At 73.4% G+C, this 15,433-nt stretch carries 16 protein-coding genes; 11 read left to right on the top strand and 5 right to left on the bottom strand.

Features of this window, described 5'->3' with window-relative positions; all coding sequences use genetic code 11:
* Positions 1-120: 120 nt before the first annotated feature.
* Positions 121-930: a sigma-70 family RNA polymerase sigma factor gene (locus SM452_RS01335; protein ID WP_315985935.1), complete on the top strand. Its 810-nt coding sequence runs from the start codon at positions 121-123 to the stop codon at positions 928-930.
* 2 nt (positions 931-932) lie between these two features.
* Positions 933-1,220, top strand: a complete 288-nt coding sequence (rsrA, locus tag SM452_RS01330) for a mycothiol system anti-sigma-R factor (protein ID WP_135241896.1) — start codon at positions 933-935, stop codon at positions 1,218-1,220.
* A gap of 81 nt (positions 1,221-1,301) precedes the next feature.
* On the opposite strand, the gene SM452_RS01325 is transcribed toward rsrA, so the two are convergent.
* Positions 1,302-1,376 (bottom strand): 50S ribosomal protein bL37, encoded by a 75-nt coding sequence (locus SM452_RS01325; protein WP_369752275.1) that lies wholly within the window; start codon positions 1,374-1,376, stop codon positions 1,302-1,304.
* A gap of 239 nt (positions 1,377-1,615) precedes the next feature.
* On the opposite strand from SM452_RS01325, the gene SM452_RS01320 reads away from it, so the two are divergent.
* Together SM452_RS01320 and SM452_RS01315 are read left to right on the top strand one after the other, a co-directional pair.
* Positions 1,616-1,831 (top strand): biotin/lipoyl-binding carrier protein, encoded by a 216-nt coding sequence (locus SM452_RS01320; RefSeq protein WP_135241895.1) that lies wholly within the window; start codon positions 1,616-1,618, stop codon positions 1,829-1,831.
* Entirely contained in the window at positions 1,828-2,340 is a 513-nt protein-coding gene (locus SM452_RS01315) for a GNAT family N-acetyltransferase (RefSeq protein WP_357209818.1), read from the top strand. The genes SM452_RS01320 and SM452_RS01315 overlap by 4 nt, the downstream gene beginning before the upstream one ends.
* Positions 2,341-2,346: 6 nt before the next feature.
* On the opposite strand, the gene SM452_RS01310 is transcribed toward SM452_RS01315, so the two are convergent.
* Complete coding sequence (locus tag SM452_RS01310; RefSeq protein WP_355512297.1) at positions 2,347-2,922, bottom strand: TetR/AcrR family transcriptional regulator; 576 nt, start codon at positions 2,920-2,922, stop codon at positions 2,347-2,349.
* Positions 2,923-3,041: 119 nt separating this feature from the next.
* Here SM452_RS01310 and SM452_RS01305 point away from each other — a divergent pair, with 119 nt between their 5' ends.
* Positions 3,042-4,631, top strand: a complete 1,590-nt coding sequence (locus SM452_RS01305; RefSeq protein ID WP_463839184.1) for an MDR family MFS transporter — start codon at positions 3,042-3,044, stop codon at positions 4,629-4,631.
* Positions 4,632-4,866: 235 nt separating this feature from the next.
* Here the strand turns inward: SM452_RS01305 and SM452_RS01300 are convergent, their stop codons facing one another.
* Positions 4,867-6,468 carry a tetratricopeptide repeat protein gene (locus SM452_RS01300; RefSeq protein ID WP_463839183.1) on the bottom strand — a complete coding sequence of 534 codons (1,602 nt, stop codon included), beginning with the start codon at positions 6,466-6,468 and terminating at the stop codon, positions 4,867-4,869.
* Positions 6,469-6,652: 184 nt separating this feature from the next.
* Between SM452_RS01300 and SM452_RS01295 the strand changes: the two genes are divergently transcribed.
* Positions 6,653-7,681 carry an SIS domain-containing protein gene (locus tag SM452_RS01295; RefSeq protein WP_194800719.1) on the top strand — a complete coding sequence of 343 codons (1,029 nt, stop codon included), beginning with the start codon at positions 6,653-6,655 and terminating at the stop codon, positions 7,679-7,681.
* A gap of 25 nt (positions 7,682-7,706) precedes the next feature.
* Complete coding sequence (locus SM452_RS01290) at positions 7,707-9,299, top strand: histidine kinase N-terminal domain-containing protein (RefSeq protein WP_355512291.1); 1,593 nt, start codon at positions 7,707-7,709, stop codon at positions 9,297-9,299.
* Here SM452_RS01290 and SM452_RS01285 read toward each other — a convergent pair.
* The gene (locus SM452_RS01285) at positions 9,274-11,124 is read right to left on the bottom strand and encodes a glycosyltransferase family 39 protein (protein ID WP_355512289.1); all 1,851 of its coding nucleotides are present in this window, start codon (positions 11,122-11,124) and stop codon (positions 9,274-9,276) included. The two genes, SM452_RS01290 and SM452_RS01285, sit on opposite strands and share 26 nt — an antisense overlap.
* Positions 11,125-11,620: 496 nt before the next feature.
* Here SM452_RS01285 and SM452_RS01280 point away from each other — a divergent pair, with 496 nt between their 5' ends.
* The 4 genes from SM452_RS01280 to SM452_RS01265 are packed head-to-tail and all read left to right on the top strand — an operon-like array spanning position 11,621 to position 14,962.
* Complete coding sequence (locus tag SM452_RS01280; RefSeq protein ID WP_463839182.1) at positions 11,621-13,330, top strand: nitrite/sulfite reductase; 1,710 nt, start codon at positions 11,621-11,623, stop codon at positions 13,328-13,330.
* Complete coding sequence (locus SM452_RS01275) at positions 13,327-13,485, top strand: hypothetical protein (RefSeq protein WP_262013941.1); 159 nt, start codon at positions 13,327-13,329, stop codon at positions 13,483-13,485. Before SM452_RS01280 ends, SM452_RS01275 begins: the two co-directional genes overlap by 4 nt.
* Complete coding sequence (locus SM452_RS01270; RefSeq protein ID WP_463839181.1) at positions 13,482-14,231, top strand: phosphoadenylyl-sulfate reductase; 750 nt, start codon at positions 13,482-13,484, stop codon at positions 14,229-14,231. The genes SM452_RS01275 and SM452_RS01270 overlap by 4 nt, the downstream gene beginning before the upstream one ends.
* The gene (locus SM452_RS01265; RefSeq protein ID WP_194800504.1) at positions 14,213-14,962 is read left to right on the top strand and encodes a sirohydrochlorin chelatase; all 750 of its coding nucleotides are present in this window, start codon (positions 14,213-14,215) and stop codon (positions 14,960-14,962) included. Before SM452_RS01270 ends, SM452_RS01265 begins: the two co-directional genes overlap by 19 nt.
* Positions 14,963-15,025: 63 nt before the next feature.
* Here the strand turns inward: SM452_RS01265 and SM452_RS01260 are convergent, their stop codons facing one another.
* Positions 15,026-15,283, bottom strand: a complete 258-nt coding sequence (locus SM452_RS01260) for a WhiB family transcriptional regulator (protein ID WP_013288358.1) — start codon at positions 15,281-15,283, stop codon at positions 15,026-15,028.
* Positions 15,284-15,433: the final 150 nt, after the last annotated feature.

Raw genomic sequence — 15,433 nt, 5'->3', positions numbered from 1 at the left:
CCAGCGTCGGTCGCGGCCGAGGCCGGGACCAGGATCGGGTGGGGCCGGAGGAATGCCACGCCCCACAACTCGCGTTACTTCCCTTGGACGACGACAGAGCCATCGCGAGGGGGGTGACCGGTGCCGACCGAGACACGGAGCCGGGAACGGGACGAACGGGACGAGCGCCAGCTCCGGCGGCTGCTCGACGCGCCGGAGTGGCCCGCGGCGGCGTCGGTCGTGAGCACCGGCACACACTCCGGAAGTGAATCTGCCGGCAAGCGGGTACGCGTATCCTCGGCGGGAAAGCATCCGACGCGAGGGGATGTGCGGTTGACCACCGAGAAGACGGACGAGCGCAGGGCCCGCTTCGAGCGGGACGCGATGCCCTTCGTCGATCAGCTCTACGCTGCCGGGCTGCGGATGACCCGCAACCCGGCGGACGCGGAGGACCTGGTTCAGGAGACGTACCTGAAGGCGTACGCCGCCTTCCACCAGTTCGAGCAGGGCACGAACCTGAAGGCCTGGCTCTACCGGATCCTGACCAACACCTACATCAACACCTACCGCAAGCGGCAGCGCCAGCCCATCCAGGCGCCGACCGAGGAGATCACCGACTGGCAGCTCGCCGAGGCCGAGTCGCACACGTCCAGCGGCCTGCGCTCGGCCGAGACGGAGGCGCTCGACCGGCTGCCGGACAGCGACGTCAAGGAGGCCCTCCAGCAGTTGCCGGAGGAGTTCCGCCTGGCCGTCTACCTGACCGACGTCGAGGGCTTCTCCTACAAGGAGGTCGCCGACATCATGGGCACGCCGATCGGCACCGTGATGTCCCGTCTGCACCGTGGCCGACGTAATCTGCGGAAGCTGCTGGAGCAGTACGCGGCGGAGCGGGGTTTCAGCGCCGCCTCGTCGAAGAAGGGTTCGACCGCCGCCGCCGGCCGGGAGGTGTGACCGTGAGCTGTGGACAACCGCACGAGACGGACTGCCACGAGGTCCTCGCCGAGGTCTACCTCTACCTCGACCTGGAGTGCGCCGAGGAGCGCCGGGTGCTGATCCGGCACCACCTGGACGAGTGCGGGCCGTGCCTGCGCGAGTACGGCATCGAGCAGGAGGTCAAGGCGCTGGTCGCCCGGTGCTGCGGCAACGAGGCGGCCCCGGAGAAGCTGCGGGAGCGGCTGCGCCTGCGGCTGACCGAGCTGGTGGTCTTCGAGACCACCGAGTCCCGCGAACTCGCCGACTGACGAACGACGCGAAACGGCCCGGGTCCGATCACGGACCCGGGCCGTCTCGCTGTCCGGCGACTGCGCCGCCTGATCGGATGATCAGGAGTTGGGGCGCTTGCCGTGGTTGGCGCTGCTCTTCTTACGGGCCTTCTTCTTGCGGGCCTTCTTCGCCATGCTCTGCCTCCTTGTACTGGTCACGGTTCCGTCCGCGGCGGGGCGCGGCGGAAGGTCGCGGTGTGGCCCACCGGGCTCGCCGGTGGCCGACCCGCACGATGCTAGTGCCGTCACCGCCCGCCGGGGCGCGGCGGGGCGGATCGCGGCCCGGTGGTGCGCGGCCCGGCGTGACCGGCGTCATGATTGGATACCGTTCGCAGGATTGTCGGGGAGCTGTCGGGGAGAGGGAGGGCCGCGAGATGGCCGAGGAGATCCGCGCCGAGATGGTGGCGAACGTCTGGAAGGTCGTCGTGGCGGCCGGCGACACGGTGTCCGAGGGCGACACCCTCGTCATTTTGGAGTCGATGAAGATGGAGATCCCGGTGGTCGCCGAGTCCGACGGCGTGGTGCAGAAGCTCGCCGTCAACGAGGGCGACGTGGTGCAGGACGGCGACCTGATCGCGGAGATCGGTTGACCGGCCTGCGGGTGCGCCGCGCCGAGCCGGCGGACTTCCCCGTCGTGGCCCGGCTGACCGTCGCCGCGTACGAGGCGGACGGCCAGCTCAAGGACGAGAGCGGGTACGCGCCGGTGCTCGCCGACGTGGCCGGCCGCGCCGAGACCGGCGAGGTGCTGGTGGCCGTCGACGACGCCACCGGCCAGGTGCTCGGCGCGGTGACGTTCGTGCTGCCCGGCACCCCGTACGCCGAACTGGCCGGCCCGGGCGAGGCCGAGTTCCGGATGCTCGCCGTGGATCCGGCCGCGCAGGGCCGGGGCGCTGGCGCCGCGCTCGCGGCCGCCTGCGTGGCGCGCGCCACGGAGCTGGGCTGCACCGCCGTGGTGATCTGTGTCCGCGCCGGGATGGCGGCGAGCGCACACCGCCTCTACGAGCGGCTCGGTTTCGTCAGGTACCCGGAGAAGGACTGGACGCCGCTGCCCGGCATCGACCTGCGCGGCCTGCGGCTGGACCTGACCGCGGCGGGCTGAACCGGCTCAGCCCTGGCCGGTCTCGCCGATCTTGGCGAGCAGCTCGTCGGCCACCTGGAGCGCGATCCGCTTGCGCTCGTCGTCGGTGATGCCCGGCACGCGTACCGCGAACCAGCTGCTGTGCACCGCGAACAGCGTGAGCGCGGCGCGGAGCTGGGCGGCGGGTGAGTCGTCGCCGCGGCACAGCTCGTGCGCCAGCCGCATCATCCGGTCCCGCATCTGCTGGCCGGCGACCAGGCTCTTGAGCACCGTCTGGTTCTGCTCGAAGAAGCGCATCACCTGGGGCAGGTCGCCGGCGAACATGCTGTCGGCGTATTTGCCGATCAGGGCGCGCCGGGTCGCCAGCGTGGGCGGCTGGTCGGCGGCCCAGGCGATCAGCTCGTCCATCCGGCGCAGCCGGTCGTCGACCAGGCTGGTGACGATCTCGTCCTTGCTCTTGAAGTGGTAGTAGAGCGCCGCCTTGGTCACGCCGAGCCGCTCGGCGATCTCCCGCAGCGACGTCTTCTCGTAGCCCTGTTCGGTGAAGAGTTCCAAGGCGACGGCCTGGATCCGCTCCCGCGTGCCACCTGTGGTCTCCCTCACCGGCCGACATCCTTCCAATCCGCTTGACGTGCGCCCGCCATCAGCTTACCGTCCGGCTAGTAAGCAAACTAGCCGGGCGGCAAGTAAGTCGATCATCCGATCTGCGGGGGAGCCTACCGATGAGTCAACCAGCCCAGGTGACCACGAGACCCAATGTCCGGGTCGTCCTGTTCGGTCTGATGATCGCGATGATGCTCGCGATGCTCGACAACATGATCGTCAGCACCGCGCTGCCGCGGATCGTCTTCGAGTTCGGCGGCGCCGACCACTTCACCTGGGTGGTCACCGCGTACGTGCTGGGCACCACCGTCTCCACGCCGATCTGGGGCAAGCTCGGCGACCTGTACGGCCGCAAGACGGTCTTCCTCACCGCTGTGGTCGTGTTCCTGGTCGGCTCCGCGCTCTGCGGCATGTCCGGCTCCGGCGTCTTCGGCGGCGCCGACACCGGCATGACCGAGCTGATCGCGTTCCGCGCCGTCCAGGGCCTCGGCGCGGGCGGCCTGATGGTCGGCGTCATGGCGATCATCGGTGACCTGGTCCCGCCCCGCGAGCGGGGCCGCTACCAGGGCATGATCGCCGGCATCATGGCCATCGCGATGGTCGCCGGCCCGCTCGTCGGCGGTTTCATCACCGACAACCTCTCCTGGCGCTGGGCGTTCTACGTCAACCTGCCGCTGGGCGGCGCGGCGCTGCTGGTCCTCGCCACCACCATGCACCTGCCGAAGTACCGCACCGAACACAAGATCGACTGGCTGGGCGCGGCGCTGCTGTCCGTCGGCATCACCGCGATCGTGCTGGTGACCACGTGGGGCGGCAACGAGTACGACTGGATCTCGCCGCAGATCCTCGGCCTCGCCGTGCTGGCGGCGCTCGCGCTCGGCGCGTTCGCGGTGGTGGAGCGGCGCGTGCCGGAGCCGATCCTGCCGCTGAGCCTGTTCGCCAACCGCAACTTCGCGCTGATCTCGGTGATCGGGTTCCTGCTCGGCTTCGCCATGTTCGGCGCGATGAACTTCCTGCCGCTCTACCAGCAGACCGTGCAGGGGGCGTCGGCCACGAACAGCGGCCTGCTGCTGCTCCCGCTGATGTTCGGCATGCTCGTGGTGTCGCTGGTGGTCGGCCGGACCATCACCAAGACCGGCCGCTACCGCGTCTTCCCGATCGTCGGCGGCGTGGTCATGGTCGCCGGGATGGGCCTGCTCAGCCTGCTGGACGTGGACACCGGCAAGGCGCAGTCCTCGCTCTACATGATCGTGCTCGGCGTCGGCATGGGTTTCCTCATGCAGACCTCGATGCTGATCGCGCAGAACAGCGTGGAACAGAAGGACCTCGGCGCGGCCAGCGGCGCGGCCACCTTCTTCCGGTCCATCGGCGGCTCGTTCGGCGTCTCCCTCTTCGGCGCGATCTTCGCCAACCGCCTGGCCGACTCGGCCGCCGGTGCCGCGTTCGCGGGCTCGGGTGGCGAGGGCGGCGCGATGGACCTGGAGGCGCTCAAGAAGCTCACCGGCCCGATGCGCGAGGCGGTGCTCGGCGGCCTCTCCGACGCCATCTCGCACGTCTTCTTCTGGGCCGTCCTCTTCACGGTGGCCGTACCGGTGCTCGCCTGGTTCATCAAGGAGGTGCCGCTGCGCGCGACGAACGACGTACCGCCGGCCGGCACCACACCGGAGGACGAGGCCGAGGCCGCGCTCGGCAAGGCCCCCGTCGCCTGACTCACCGTCGCGGCCCCGCCACCCCCGAGGGGTACGCGGGGCCGCCGCGTACCCACTCCAGTGAGGCGCCGCGGTGCCCCGGTGCCCGGTGCTTCCGCCCGCTGCCCGCCAGTTCGGGGAGGTGGCGGGGTCCGGGGCGAGTTGATCGCGCCACCTCGGCGAGGTGGCGGCGCTCGGCTGGGTGGTGGGGGCCGGGGAGCGGGCAGGAAATGGGGCCCCGGGACGGTCCCGGCGCTCAGCCTCGGCGGAACAGGGCGGTGAGGCGTCGCCAGAGACGCCGGAGCGGACCGCCCTCGGCGCCGGCGATCAGCCGTTCGGCGGTGGCGCGTGCCGCCGGGTCGAGGGCGGGGGTGGCCCGCGCCAGGTACGCCAACGACACCGCCACCGGGGTACGCCGGATCGGCCCGGCGGCCACCTCGGCGATCCGCCCGGACACCAGCGCGGCCACGTCGGCGCGGGTGTCCGGATGCACCCAGGCGGCGGTGACCAGGGCGAACAGTGCCGCCTCGGCGGCCGGTCCGGGATCGCCGGCGGCCAGTTCCCCCAGCACCCGACGCCGGGTCGACCACTCCCACGGCTCGTCGGTGCGGTGGTGCAGCAGGCCGAGGCAGGCCCAGACCTGCGCGCAGCGCGTCCACAGTGCCGGATCCTGCCCGCCGAGCACCCGGCCCAGCGCTGTCGCCGGCGCCTCCGGCGGGTGTGCCAGCAGGGCGAGCAGGTCGGCGAGGTCCAGTGTGGCCAGCCCGACCGCGGCGTCGTACGCGGCCGGCGGATGTGCCCACGCCGGGTGCGCGAGCTGCTGGAGCCGCCGTACCGCCGCCGCCGAGGGAGCGGGACCGTCCGGGGCCGGGGTGTCGTCGCCCGCCGGGGTCACCTGCCCGAGCCAGGGGCGGCCCCGGCAGCACTCGGCGAGGTCACCGTGCTCGTGCGTGTCGTCCGGGTGGTCGCGGACGAAGTCGGCGAGCGCCACCAGGTGGTCCACGTCGCCGTCGCGCAGGTAGCGCAGCCGGTGCGCGGTGTGTACCGCGCAGTCGAACGCGGGGTCCTTCGCCAGTGCCCTGTCGATCCAGCCCAGTGCCGCGTCGAGGCGGCCGTTGTCGGCCAGCGTGCCGGCGATGTCCGCGTAGACGGCGAGGTCGTCGGGGTCGAGCGCGACAGCGCGTTCCAGTGCGGCGAGCGCCTCGGCGGTCCGGCCGGCGCTGCGGTACGCGTACCCGAGCCACACCTCGCCGAGTTTGGTGGGCTGTGCGCGTACCCCCCGGGTGGCCCAGGTGACGGCGAGGGTGACCTCGCCGAGGCGCCGGGCCAGCGCGGACGCCGCGCCCAGCAGCAGCGGATGGGCCGGATGGACGGTGATCGCGTTGCGGGCCAGCGTGAGGTACGGCGCGAGCGGCTCGCGCAGCCGGCGCGGCGCGGGGTCCGGCGCTGCCGCGCAGACCTGCATGAGGATCCGGGCGGTGCGCTCGGGGTCGAGGCGTTCCGGCAGGTCGGAGGCGGTCACCCAGGGCACGGCGGCCCAGGGCGCGGTGGGCGCGTAGCCGGTGGCGGCGGCCAGCAGGTCGAGCCCTTCGGCGGGGCGGCCGGCGGCGGCGAGCAGGTGCGCGCGGGCCACCACGGCGCCGACGAACGCCTGCTGACCGAGCGGGAAGAGGTCCAGGTCGCCGCCGCTGGCCGCGTTCAGCCGGGCGAGCGTCTCGTGCGCCTCGGGCAGCGTGGGGGAGCGGACCAGCGCGGCGGCCACGTGGTCGGCGGCGTGCCGCAGGTCCCCCTCGCCCAGCGCCAGCCGGGCCAGTGCGAGTTCCTCCTCCGCGGAGAGCGCGGCGTCGTCCTCGGGCACGTCGTCCTCTCGCCGGTCGGGTCGGTCAGCCGGGCAAGCCTAGGGGATCTTCCGTCGATTAGTGATCCACTGCGCACTCCTGTTCGTTGCGTTGATTGAGGCTGCTCAAACGTGCAAGACTGAGCATCGAACGCGCGGGAAACGCGCAGAAGGAGGTTCTGGAGTGACGCGAGCAGGGGCCGGAATGGCCGCCGACATCGACGAGCAGCCGGCCGGTTACGAGCGTCTGCTCTCCACCGAGCACGCGGCGGCCATCGCCGAGGTGGCGGCCGTCGTCGCGCAACGGCGCCCCCGGCACGTCGTCTTCACCGCCCGGGGCACCTCCGACCACGCCGCGCTCTACGCGGCCTACCTGACCGAGATCCGCCTCGGGCTGCCCGCCGGGCTGGCCTCCCCGAGCGCGATCACCGTCTTCGGCGCCCGGCCCGACCTCTCCGACGCGCTCGTCGTCGGCGTCAGCCAGAGCGGCGGCTCGCCCGACCTCGCCGAGGTGCTGCGGGTCGCCCGCGCCTCCGGCGCGCTCACCCTCGCCGTCACCAACAACCCCGGCTCGCCGCTGGTGGAGACCGCCGAGCTGAGCGTCGACATCGCCGCCGGCCACGAACGCGCGGTCGCCGCCACCAAGACCTACACCGCCGAGCTGCTCGCGCTGCTCATGCTGATCGAGGGCGTACGCGCCGGCGACGGCGTGCTGCCCGCCGAGGAGCACGCCGCCCTGAGCCGCCTGCCCGAGCTGGCCGCGCAGACGCTCGCCGACGACACCCCGGCCCGGCTCGCCCCGCGCTACCGGTTCGCCGCCCAGCTCGTCACCACCGGCCGGGGGTACGCGTACCCGACCGCCCGGGAGGCGGCGCTGAAGCTGATGGAGACCTCGTACCTCCCGGCGCTCGCCTTCTCCGGCGCCGACCTGCTGCACGGCCCGCTCGCCATGACCGACCCGGACGTCCCGGTGCTCGCCGTGGTCGGCTCGGGTCCCGGCGGCACGTCGATGCGTGAGGTGCTGCCCCGCCTCGGCGAACGTCGCGCCGACGTGGTCGTGGTCGGCTCCGCCGAGGTCGGCGAGACCCGGATGGCGGTGCCCGAGGTCGACGAGCGGTACGCGCCGCTGCTCGACATCCTGCCGCTGCAACGGCTCGCGCTGGCCCTGGCGCTGGCCCGGGGCGAGGACCCGGACGCGCCGCGCGGCTTGAAGAAGGTCACGGCGACGATGTGAGGTCCGGCGTGGCACGCTGTGTGGCGTGTCCACCCTCCGTGACCTCGCCGAGGAGCACACCGCGCTCCGCCCGGCCGACATCGACCACCTGCACCGGATCGCCGGCGACTGGCAGCTGCTGTCCGACCTGTCCTTCGCCGACCTGCTGCTCTGGGTGCCGGTGGACGGTGACGGCACGTTCCTCTGCGTGGCCCAGGTCCGTCCCACCACCGCACCGACCGCCTACCTGGACGACCAGGTCGGGCGCATCGTCGGCGGGGCCGAGGTGGCCCACCTGGAGGTGGCCCACCGGCAGGGACGGATCTGGCGCGAGGGCGACCCGGTCTGGTACGGCGACGTCCCGGCCCGCCACGAGGCGATCCCGGTCCGGCTGCGCACCGGCGACGGTGAAGCCGGCGAGGTGATCGCCGTGGTGGGCCGGGACACCAACCTGTCCACCGCGCGCACCCCGAGCCAGCTCGAACTGAACTACCTGACCACCGCCGACGACCTCGCCCAGATGATCGCCGACGGCACGTTCCCGCCGCCCCGGCACCCCGGCGAGACCACCTCGGCACCCCGGGTCGGCGACGGTCTGGTGCGGCTCGACGCCAACGGCAAGGTCACCTACGCCAGCCCGAACGCGCAGTCCGCGTACCGCCGCCTCGGCTACGCCTCCCACCTCGTCGGGGAGGACCTGGCCAAGCTGCACCGCCGGCTCGCCGGCGACCCCCTCGAAGGCACCGACGCGGGCAACGCCGTGCTCGCCGCGCTGCGCGGCGAGGCGCCGCCCCGCCGGGAGATCGACGCCCGCGGCGCCACCATGCTCACCCGGGCGCTGCCGCTGATGCCCGCCGGAGTGCCGATCGGCGCGCTGGTGCTGGTCCGCGACATCACCGAGGTACGCCGCCGCGACCGCGCCCTGATCACCAAGGACGCCACCATCCGGGAGATCCACCACCGGGTGAAGAACAACCTCCAGACCGTTGCCGCGCTGCTGCGCCTCCAGGCCCGGCGGGTCGCCATGCCCGAGGCGCGGGTGGCGCTGGAAGAATCGGTACGCCGGGTCGCCTCGATCGCGCTCGTCCACGAGACGCTCTCCCTGTCCAGCGACGAGGCGGTCGAGTTCGACGGCATCGTGGACCGGGTCGCCAGCGCCGCCACCGAGGTCGCCGCCACCGAGGTGAGCGTGGGCATGCGCCGCCGCGGCACGTTCGGCATCCTGCCCGCCGAGATCGCCACCTCGCTGGTGATGGTGCTCAACGAACTGTTGCTCAACGCCGTGGAACACGGTTTCCCGCCGGCCGACGAGGAGACCGCTGCCCCCTCGCCCGCGGAAGCCCCCCGGCCCGAGGCCGAGGTCACCGCGCCCCGGCCCGAGGTGGTGGTCGCCGCGCACCGGGCCCGCAAGCAGTTGCACGTCACAGTCACCGACAACGGCCGGGGACTGCCCGAGCAGTTCGACGCCGAGCGCGGCGGCAACCTGGGCCTCCAGATCGTCCGGGCGCTGGTCACCGGCGAGCTGCGCGGCACCATCGAGCTGCGCAACGGCGCCGACGGCGGCACCGAGGCGGCCATCGTCGTACCGCTGGCCCGCGGTACCACCGACCGCCTCACCGGACGAGCAGGGCCACCGTGATCCCCGGCCGCGGCCACACCCGCCGCACCGTGTAGCCCGCGCGCAGCGCGTCCCCCTTCGCACCAGGCACCGCCGCCAGCGGGTCGGCGCGGCGCCCGGTGACCACCAGCCACACCCGGTCCACCCCGGCCAGGCACCGCGCCGGGTCGTCGCACTCCACGGCCCAGAGGCTCGCGTCCTGACGCTGGTCGCGGACCACGAGCACGTCGCGTGGCAGCCTCGGCCCCAGGTGGTACGCCATGCCGAGATCCGGGAACAGCCAGCCGTCCCGGGGCGAGTAGACGATCGCGTCGCCCGGTCGCTGCTCGGCGCGGATGATCCCGGCCGCGCCCGCGTAGTCGACGGGTGCGCTGCGCGGCCACTCATGGGTACGGCGCAGCGCCGCCTGATCGGGCAGCCCGAGCAGCCCGGCCAGGACCACCACCGCGATTCCCGCCGCGACCCGTCCGCGCGGCGACGTCGGTCCTTGCTCTGCTTCCGCGGGCGCGGCAGTGCGGCCGGCTGCGGCGGGTGTCGCCGTGCGCTCCGGTTCGGCGGGCGTTGCTGTGCCCGGCGTTCGGGTCGGTGCGGGAGTGACCCGCGCGGTGGCCAGCGCGGCGCCGGCCAGTACGCAGGCGAACGGCACGGTGAAGACGAGGTAGCGGGTCACCCACAGCGGCACCATCGTCCCGGCGGCGAAGACCAGCAGCACCGGCAGCAGTACGGCGGCGACCGGCAGCAGCGCCCGGCGACCCAGCCGGGCCGTGCCGAGCGCCGCGAGCGCGAGCACGAACCCGCCGACGACGCCGCTCTGCGCCAGCGCGCCCGGTAGTGCCGCCAGGTCGGGCAGGCGCGCCGGGTCCACCCAGTCGAGCTGTCGACCGCGCTGTCCCCGAGCGACGAGTGCCAGTGGGGTGACGAGCACGACGACCGGCAGCAGCGCCAGCAGCCACCCGGCCAGCGCCTCCCGAGCCTCGCCGGTCACGTTCTGCGGTTCCGCTTCCGGCGCGTCCGTGCCGTGCTCCCTGCTCCCGGGATGCGGTGACACCCGTGGCGTTCCACCGGCGCTCGATCTCGTGGCTGGATGGAACGCCATGGGTGTCTGCGGGGCGCCGTGAGACCCGTGGCGTTCCACCGGCGCTCGATCTCGTGGCTGGGTGGAACGCGGTGAGTGTCTGCGGGGCGCCGTGACCGCGTCGGGCATCTGGGCTCGGGACTGGCCGGGCGGATCGACGACCGCTGTGGGGCCACGTGCGGCGGTCAGCAGCACCACCACGGCGTGCGCGGCGAGCAGGGTGAGCGCGATCAGGTGGAGCAGGCCGAGCGCGGCGACCGCGAGGGCGTACCCGGCCCAGCGTCGCCAGGTCGGCCGGCGCAGCGCCTCGACCAGCAGCAGCGTGGCCAGCACGGCGAGCAGCGTCGCGAGGGCGTACGGGCGGGCCTCCTGGCCGTACCGCGAGGTGACCGGCAGCACCGCGAACAGCAGTCCGGCCAGCAGCCCGGCGCGACGGCCGACGAGCACCGCGCCGAGGCGGGCGGTCAACCCGGCGGCCACCGCCATCGCGAGCGCCGACGGCAGCCGCAACGCCGTCGGCGACGTACCGGCCAGCGCCGTCCAGCCGTGCATGAGGAGGTAGTACGGGCCGGTGGCGGCGTCGATCGTGCGGGTCATCCGGGCCAGGTCGGGGAGCGGGCGGGTGGCGGCGCTCCAGGTGGCCAGCTCGTCCCGCCACGGCTGGGCGTGCCCGATGCCCGCCAGCGTCACCACGAGCGTGAGCAGGCCCGGCGTCACCCACACCGCCCAGCCGGGAAGGGCGCGAACAGACGCGGGCGCGAACCTCCTCACCCCCGCAGCGTCACACGCCGGTCGCCGTCACCCCGCCCGCTCCACCAATTCCCACCCACCCGGCCCCACCCTCTCCCACCCCGGGCGCGGGCCCGACCCGGTCGATCATGAAGTTGACGGCACCCACCGTCCCTTTTGTCCCCGCCAACCTCATGATCAACAGAGTGGGTGGGTGGGCGGGGGTGGATGGGGGTCGATCTCGGGTGGTGGGCCCGTGATGTGGGATCACAGTGCGGAGCTGTGGTCGTGCGGGGCGTGGTGTGGCAGCATGAGGCACATGACCGCCGCTGTCGTCCGCCGCTTCGTGGCTCGTCGCCACGTCGATTACGGCCGCGTGCGCAGCGCGATCTGTCCGGCCCACTGACGACGCCCGACCTTTCCGTCTCGGGCGCGTACTCGCGCCGGCCGTCATCGACATCGCCGTCCACGGCCCTCTTCAGGGCCGGCCGCCGCGTCCGCGCTCCAGGCACCGCAGCAGACCATGGAGGACGCCGCGATGGCGGTCAGCAGCACCCCGACCCGTCCCGACACCCCGGCGCCTGCCGCCCGTGCGCCCCGCCGGCCACGCGGCGAGGGGCAGTGGGCGCTCGGACACCGTGAGCCGCTCAACCCCAACGAGCGGATCAAGAAGGACGACGACCCGCTGAACGTGCGGGACCGGATCGAGAACATCTACGCCCACCGCGGTTTCGCCTCGATCGACCCGCAGGACCTGCGCGGCCGGTTCCGCTGGTGGGGCCTCTACACCCAGCGCAAGGCCGGCATCGACGGCGGGCGTACCGCCGTGCTGGAGCCGCACGAGCTGGAGGACGAGTTCTTCATGCTCCGGGTCCGGGTGGACGGCGGCCAGCTCAACCTGGCCCAGCTCCGGGTGATCGCGGAGATCTCCCGCGAGTTCGCCCGGGACACCGCCGACATCACCGACCGGCAGAACATCCAGTACCACTGGATCCGAGTCGAGGACATGCCGGAGATCTGGCGCCGGCTGGAGGCGGTCGGCCTGCAGACCACCGAGGCGTGCGGCGACTGCCCCCGGATCGTGCTCGGCAGCCCGGTCGCCGGGGTGGCCCGCGACGAGGTGCTCGACCCGACGCCGGCGATCGACGAGATCGTCCGCCGGTACGTCGGCGACAAGGCGTACTCCAACCTGCCTCGCAAGTTCAAGACCTCGATCTCCTGGCTGGTCGACACGCCGTACGAGGCGAACGACATCGCGTTCCTCGGCGTGGAGCACCCGGAGCACGGGCCCGGGTTCGACGTGTGGGTCGGCGGCGGCCTCTCCACCAACCCGATGCTCGCCAAGCGGCTCGGTGTCTGGGTGCCGCTGAACGAGGTGCCGGACGTGTGGGCCGGTGTGGTCGGCATCTTCCGCGACTACGGCTACCGCCGCCTGCGCAACCGGGCCCGGCTGAAGTTCCTGGTCGCCGACTGGGGCGTGGAGCGCTTCCGGGAGGTGCTGGAGAAGGAGTACCTGGGCCGCACGCTGCTCGACGGTCCGGCCGCGGACCTGCCGGCGAAGCCGGTCGACCACATCGGCGTGCACCGGCAGAGCGACGGCGCGAACTACGTGGGCGCGGCCCCGGTGGTGGGCCGGGTGTCCGGCACCCAGCTGGCGCAGCTCGCCGACGTGGTCGAGGCGCACGGCAGCGACCGGGTGCGGCTCACCCCGTACCAGAAGCTGCTCGTGCTGGACGTGGCGCCGGAGCGGACCGACTCGCTGGTCACGGCGCTGCGCGGGATCGGCCTGGAGGCCCGGCCGTCGGCCTGGCGGCGCGGCACGATGGCCTGCACCGGCATCGAGTTCTGCAAGCTCGCCATCGTCGAGACCAAGCGGCGCGGCGAGGAACTGGTCGCGCGCCTGGAGGAGCGGCTGCGCGACTTCGACGCGGACATTTCCATCCACCTCAACGGCTGCCCGAACGCCTGCGCCCGCACCCAGGTCGCCGACATCGGGCTCAAGGGCCAGCTCGTGGTGGGCCCGGACGGCCGGCAGGTCGAAGGCTTCCAGGTGCACCTCGGCGGCGGCCTCGGCATGGCGCAGGGGCAGACCGCCGGCTTCGGCCGCAAGCTGCGCGGTCTGAAGACCACCGCCGAGGAGCTTCCGGAGTACGTGGAACGGCTCGCCCGCCGCTACCTGGCCGGCCGGACCGAGGGTGAGACGTTCGCCAACTGGGTGATCAGAGCCGACGAGGAGGAGCTCCGATGAGCGACGCCAGATCTGCGCCTCTCTACTGCCCGTACTGCGGGGAGGAGGACCTGCGACCGCACGAGGCCGGGCACGGCGCCTGGGAGTGCCACGCCTGCGCGCGGGTCTTCGCGGTGAGGTTCACCGGCCTGCTGGGCCGGGCGGTGACCCGGTGAGCGGCCTCGTCTCGGCCGCCGGCCTCGGCCTGATCGGCGCGGCCGAGCCGACGCGCCGCGACCCGGGGGAGCTGCGGGCGCTGGCCGAGGAGGCCGGCCGGGAGCTGGCCGACGCGCCGGCGATCGAGATCGCCCGGTGGGCGGTGGAGACGTTCGGCGAGCGGTTCTGCGTGACCAGCTCGATGGCCAACGGCGTGGTGGCGCACCTGGTCTCCCGGGTCGCGCCCGGCGTCGACGTGGTGTTCCTGGACACCGGGCTGCACTTCCCGGAGACGCTGCGGGTCCGCGACGAGGTGGCCCGGCGGATGCCGGTACGCGTGCGCTCGATCCGGCCGCGGATGACTGTGGGGCAGCAGGACGGCCAGTACGGTCCCCGCCTGTTCAACAGGTCCCCGGACGACTGCTGCCAGCTGCGCAAGGTGGAGCCGCTGGAGCGGGCGCTGTCCGGGTACGACGCCTGGGCCGCCGGGCTGCGCCGGGACGAGTCGCCGACCCGGGCGAACACGCCGGTGGTGGGCTTCGACGTGCGGCGCGGCAAGGTCAAGGTGAACCCGATCGCGGCGTGGACGCAGCGGGAGGTGGACGCCTACGTGGCCCGGTACGACATCCCGGTGAACGAGCTGTTCGCCCGCGGCTACGGCTCGATCGGCTGCTGGCCGTGCACCCGGCGGACGAAGGCGGGGGAGGACCCGCGCGCCGGGCGCTGGGCGATGTTCGAGAAGACCGAGTGCGGCCTGCACACCTGAGCGCCGGGCCGCCGGTGGTGCTGGTGGCCCACGGCAGCCGTGACCCGCGTGCGGCGGAGGCGACCCGGGCGCTGGCCCGGGCCGTGGCGGACACCTGCCCCGGTCGTCCGGTGCTGCCGAGCTGGCTCGACCATACCGATCCCGGGCCGGCCGAGGTGCTGCGCGGGCTGGCCGACGCCGGTCACTCCCGGGCGGTCCTTGTGCCGCTGCTGCTGACGGCCGCGTACCACCGGAAGGTGGACATCCCGGCGGCGGTCGCGGCGGCCGGCGCGGACATCGAGGTACGGGTGACGGACGTGCTGGGGCCGACCGGCGGCGGGGTGGACGGCGGGCTGCTGGACGGGCTGCGCCGCCGCCTGGCGGAGGCGACCGGTGACGGGCCGGACGGGCTGGACGCGGTGGTGCTGGCGGCGGCCGGTACCCGGGATCCGGCGGCGCGGGCCTCGGTGGGCCGGGTCGCCGCGGCGTTCGGCGCCGGGCTCGGAGTGCCCTGCCGCGTCTCGTACGCCTCGGCGGCGCCCCCGGAGGTCGGCGGTGCGGTGACGCGACTGCGTGCGGCGGGCGCCCGCCGGGTCGCGGTCGCCGCCTACTTCCTGGCGCCGGGCCGGTTCCACGACGGGGTACGCGCGTCGGCCCGTTCCGCGGGCGCGGTGGCGGTGGCGGATCCCCTGACCGACCTGCCGGAGCTGGCCGACCTGGTCCGGCGGCGGGTGGCGGCGGTGGCGGGCTGACCCGGTCCGGGACAGCAGAACGCCCCGGCCGGAAGCCCGGCCGGGGCGATCAGCGTGTACGGGTCAGGCGGAGTGAGCGCGCAGCACCCGGAGGCCGCCGCGGCGCTTCACCGCGCGACGCTCCTCTTCGCTCATCCCGCCCCAGACGCCGGCGTCCTGACCGGACTCCAGCGCCCACTGCAGGCACTGGTCGGTCACGGGGCAGCGCCGGCAGACGGCCTTCGCCTGCTCCACCTGAAGGAGGGCGGGGCCGGACGTCCCGATCGGGAAGAACAGCTCCGGGTCCTCGTCGCGGCAGACCGAATCGTGGCGCCAGTCCATGGCGGCAACACTCCTCATTCTTAGTGGGTGGCCAGATAACGCTTCGTTGCTATTTCTATATGCGTCCGCATTGCCGAATGGTGACGGTCAGCATCCATCAATTCGGCGCAGCGTGAGCAGGCTGTGGGGTGCCCGGACCTGCTGGAACAG

It is taken from the genome of Micromonospora sp. SYSU B005 (genome assembly GCF_055362685.1).
This window is presented reverse-complemented; position numbering and strand designations above follow the sequence as displayed.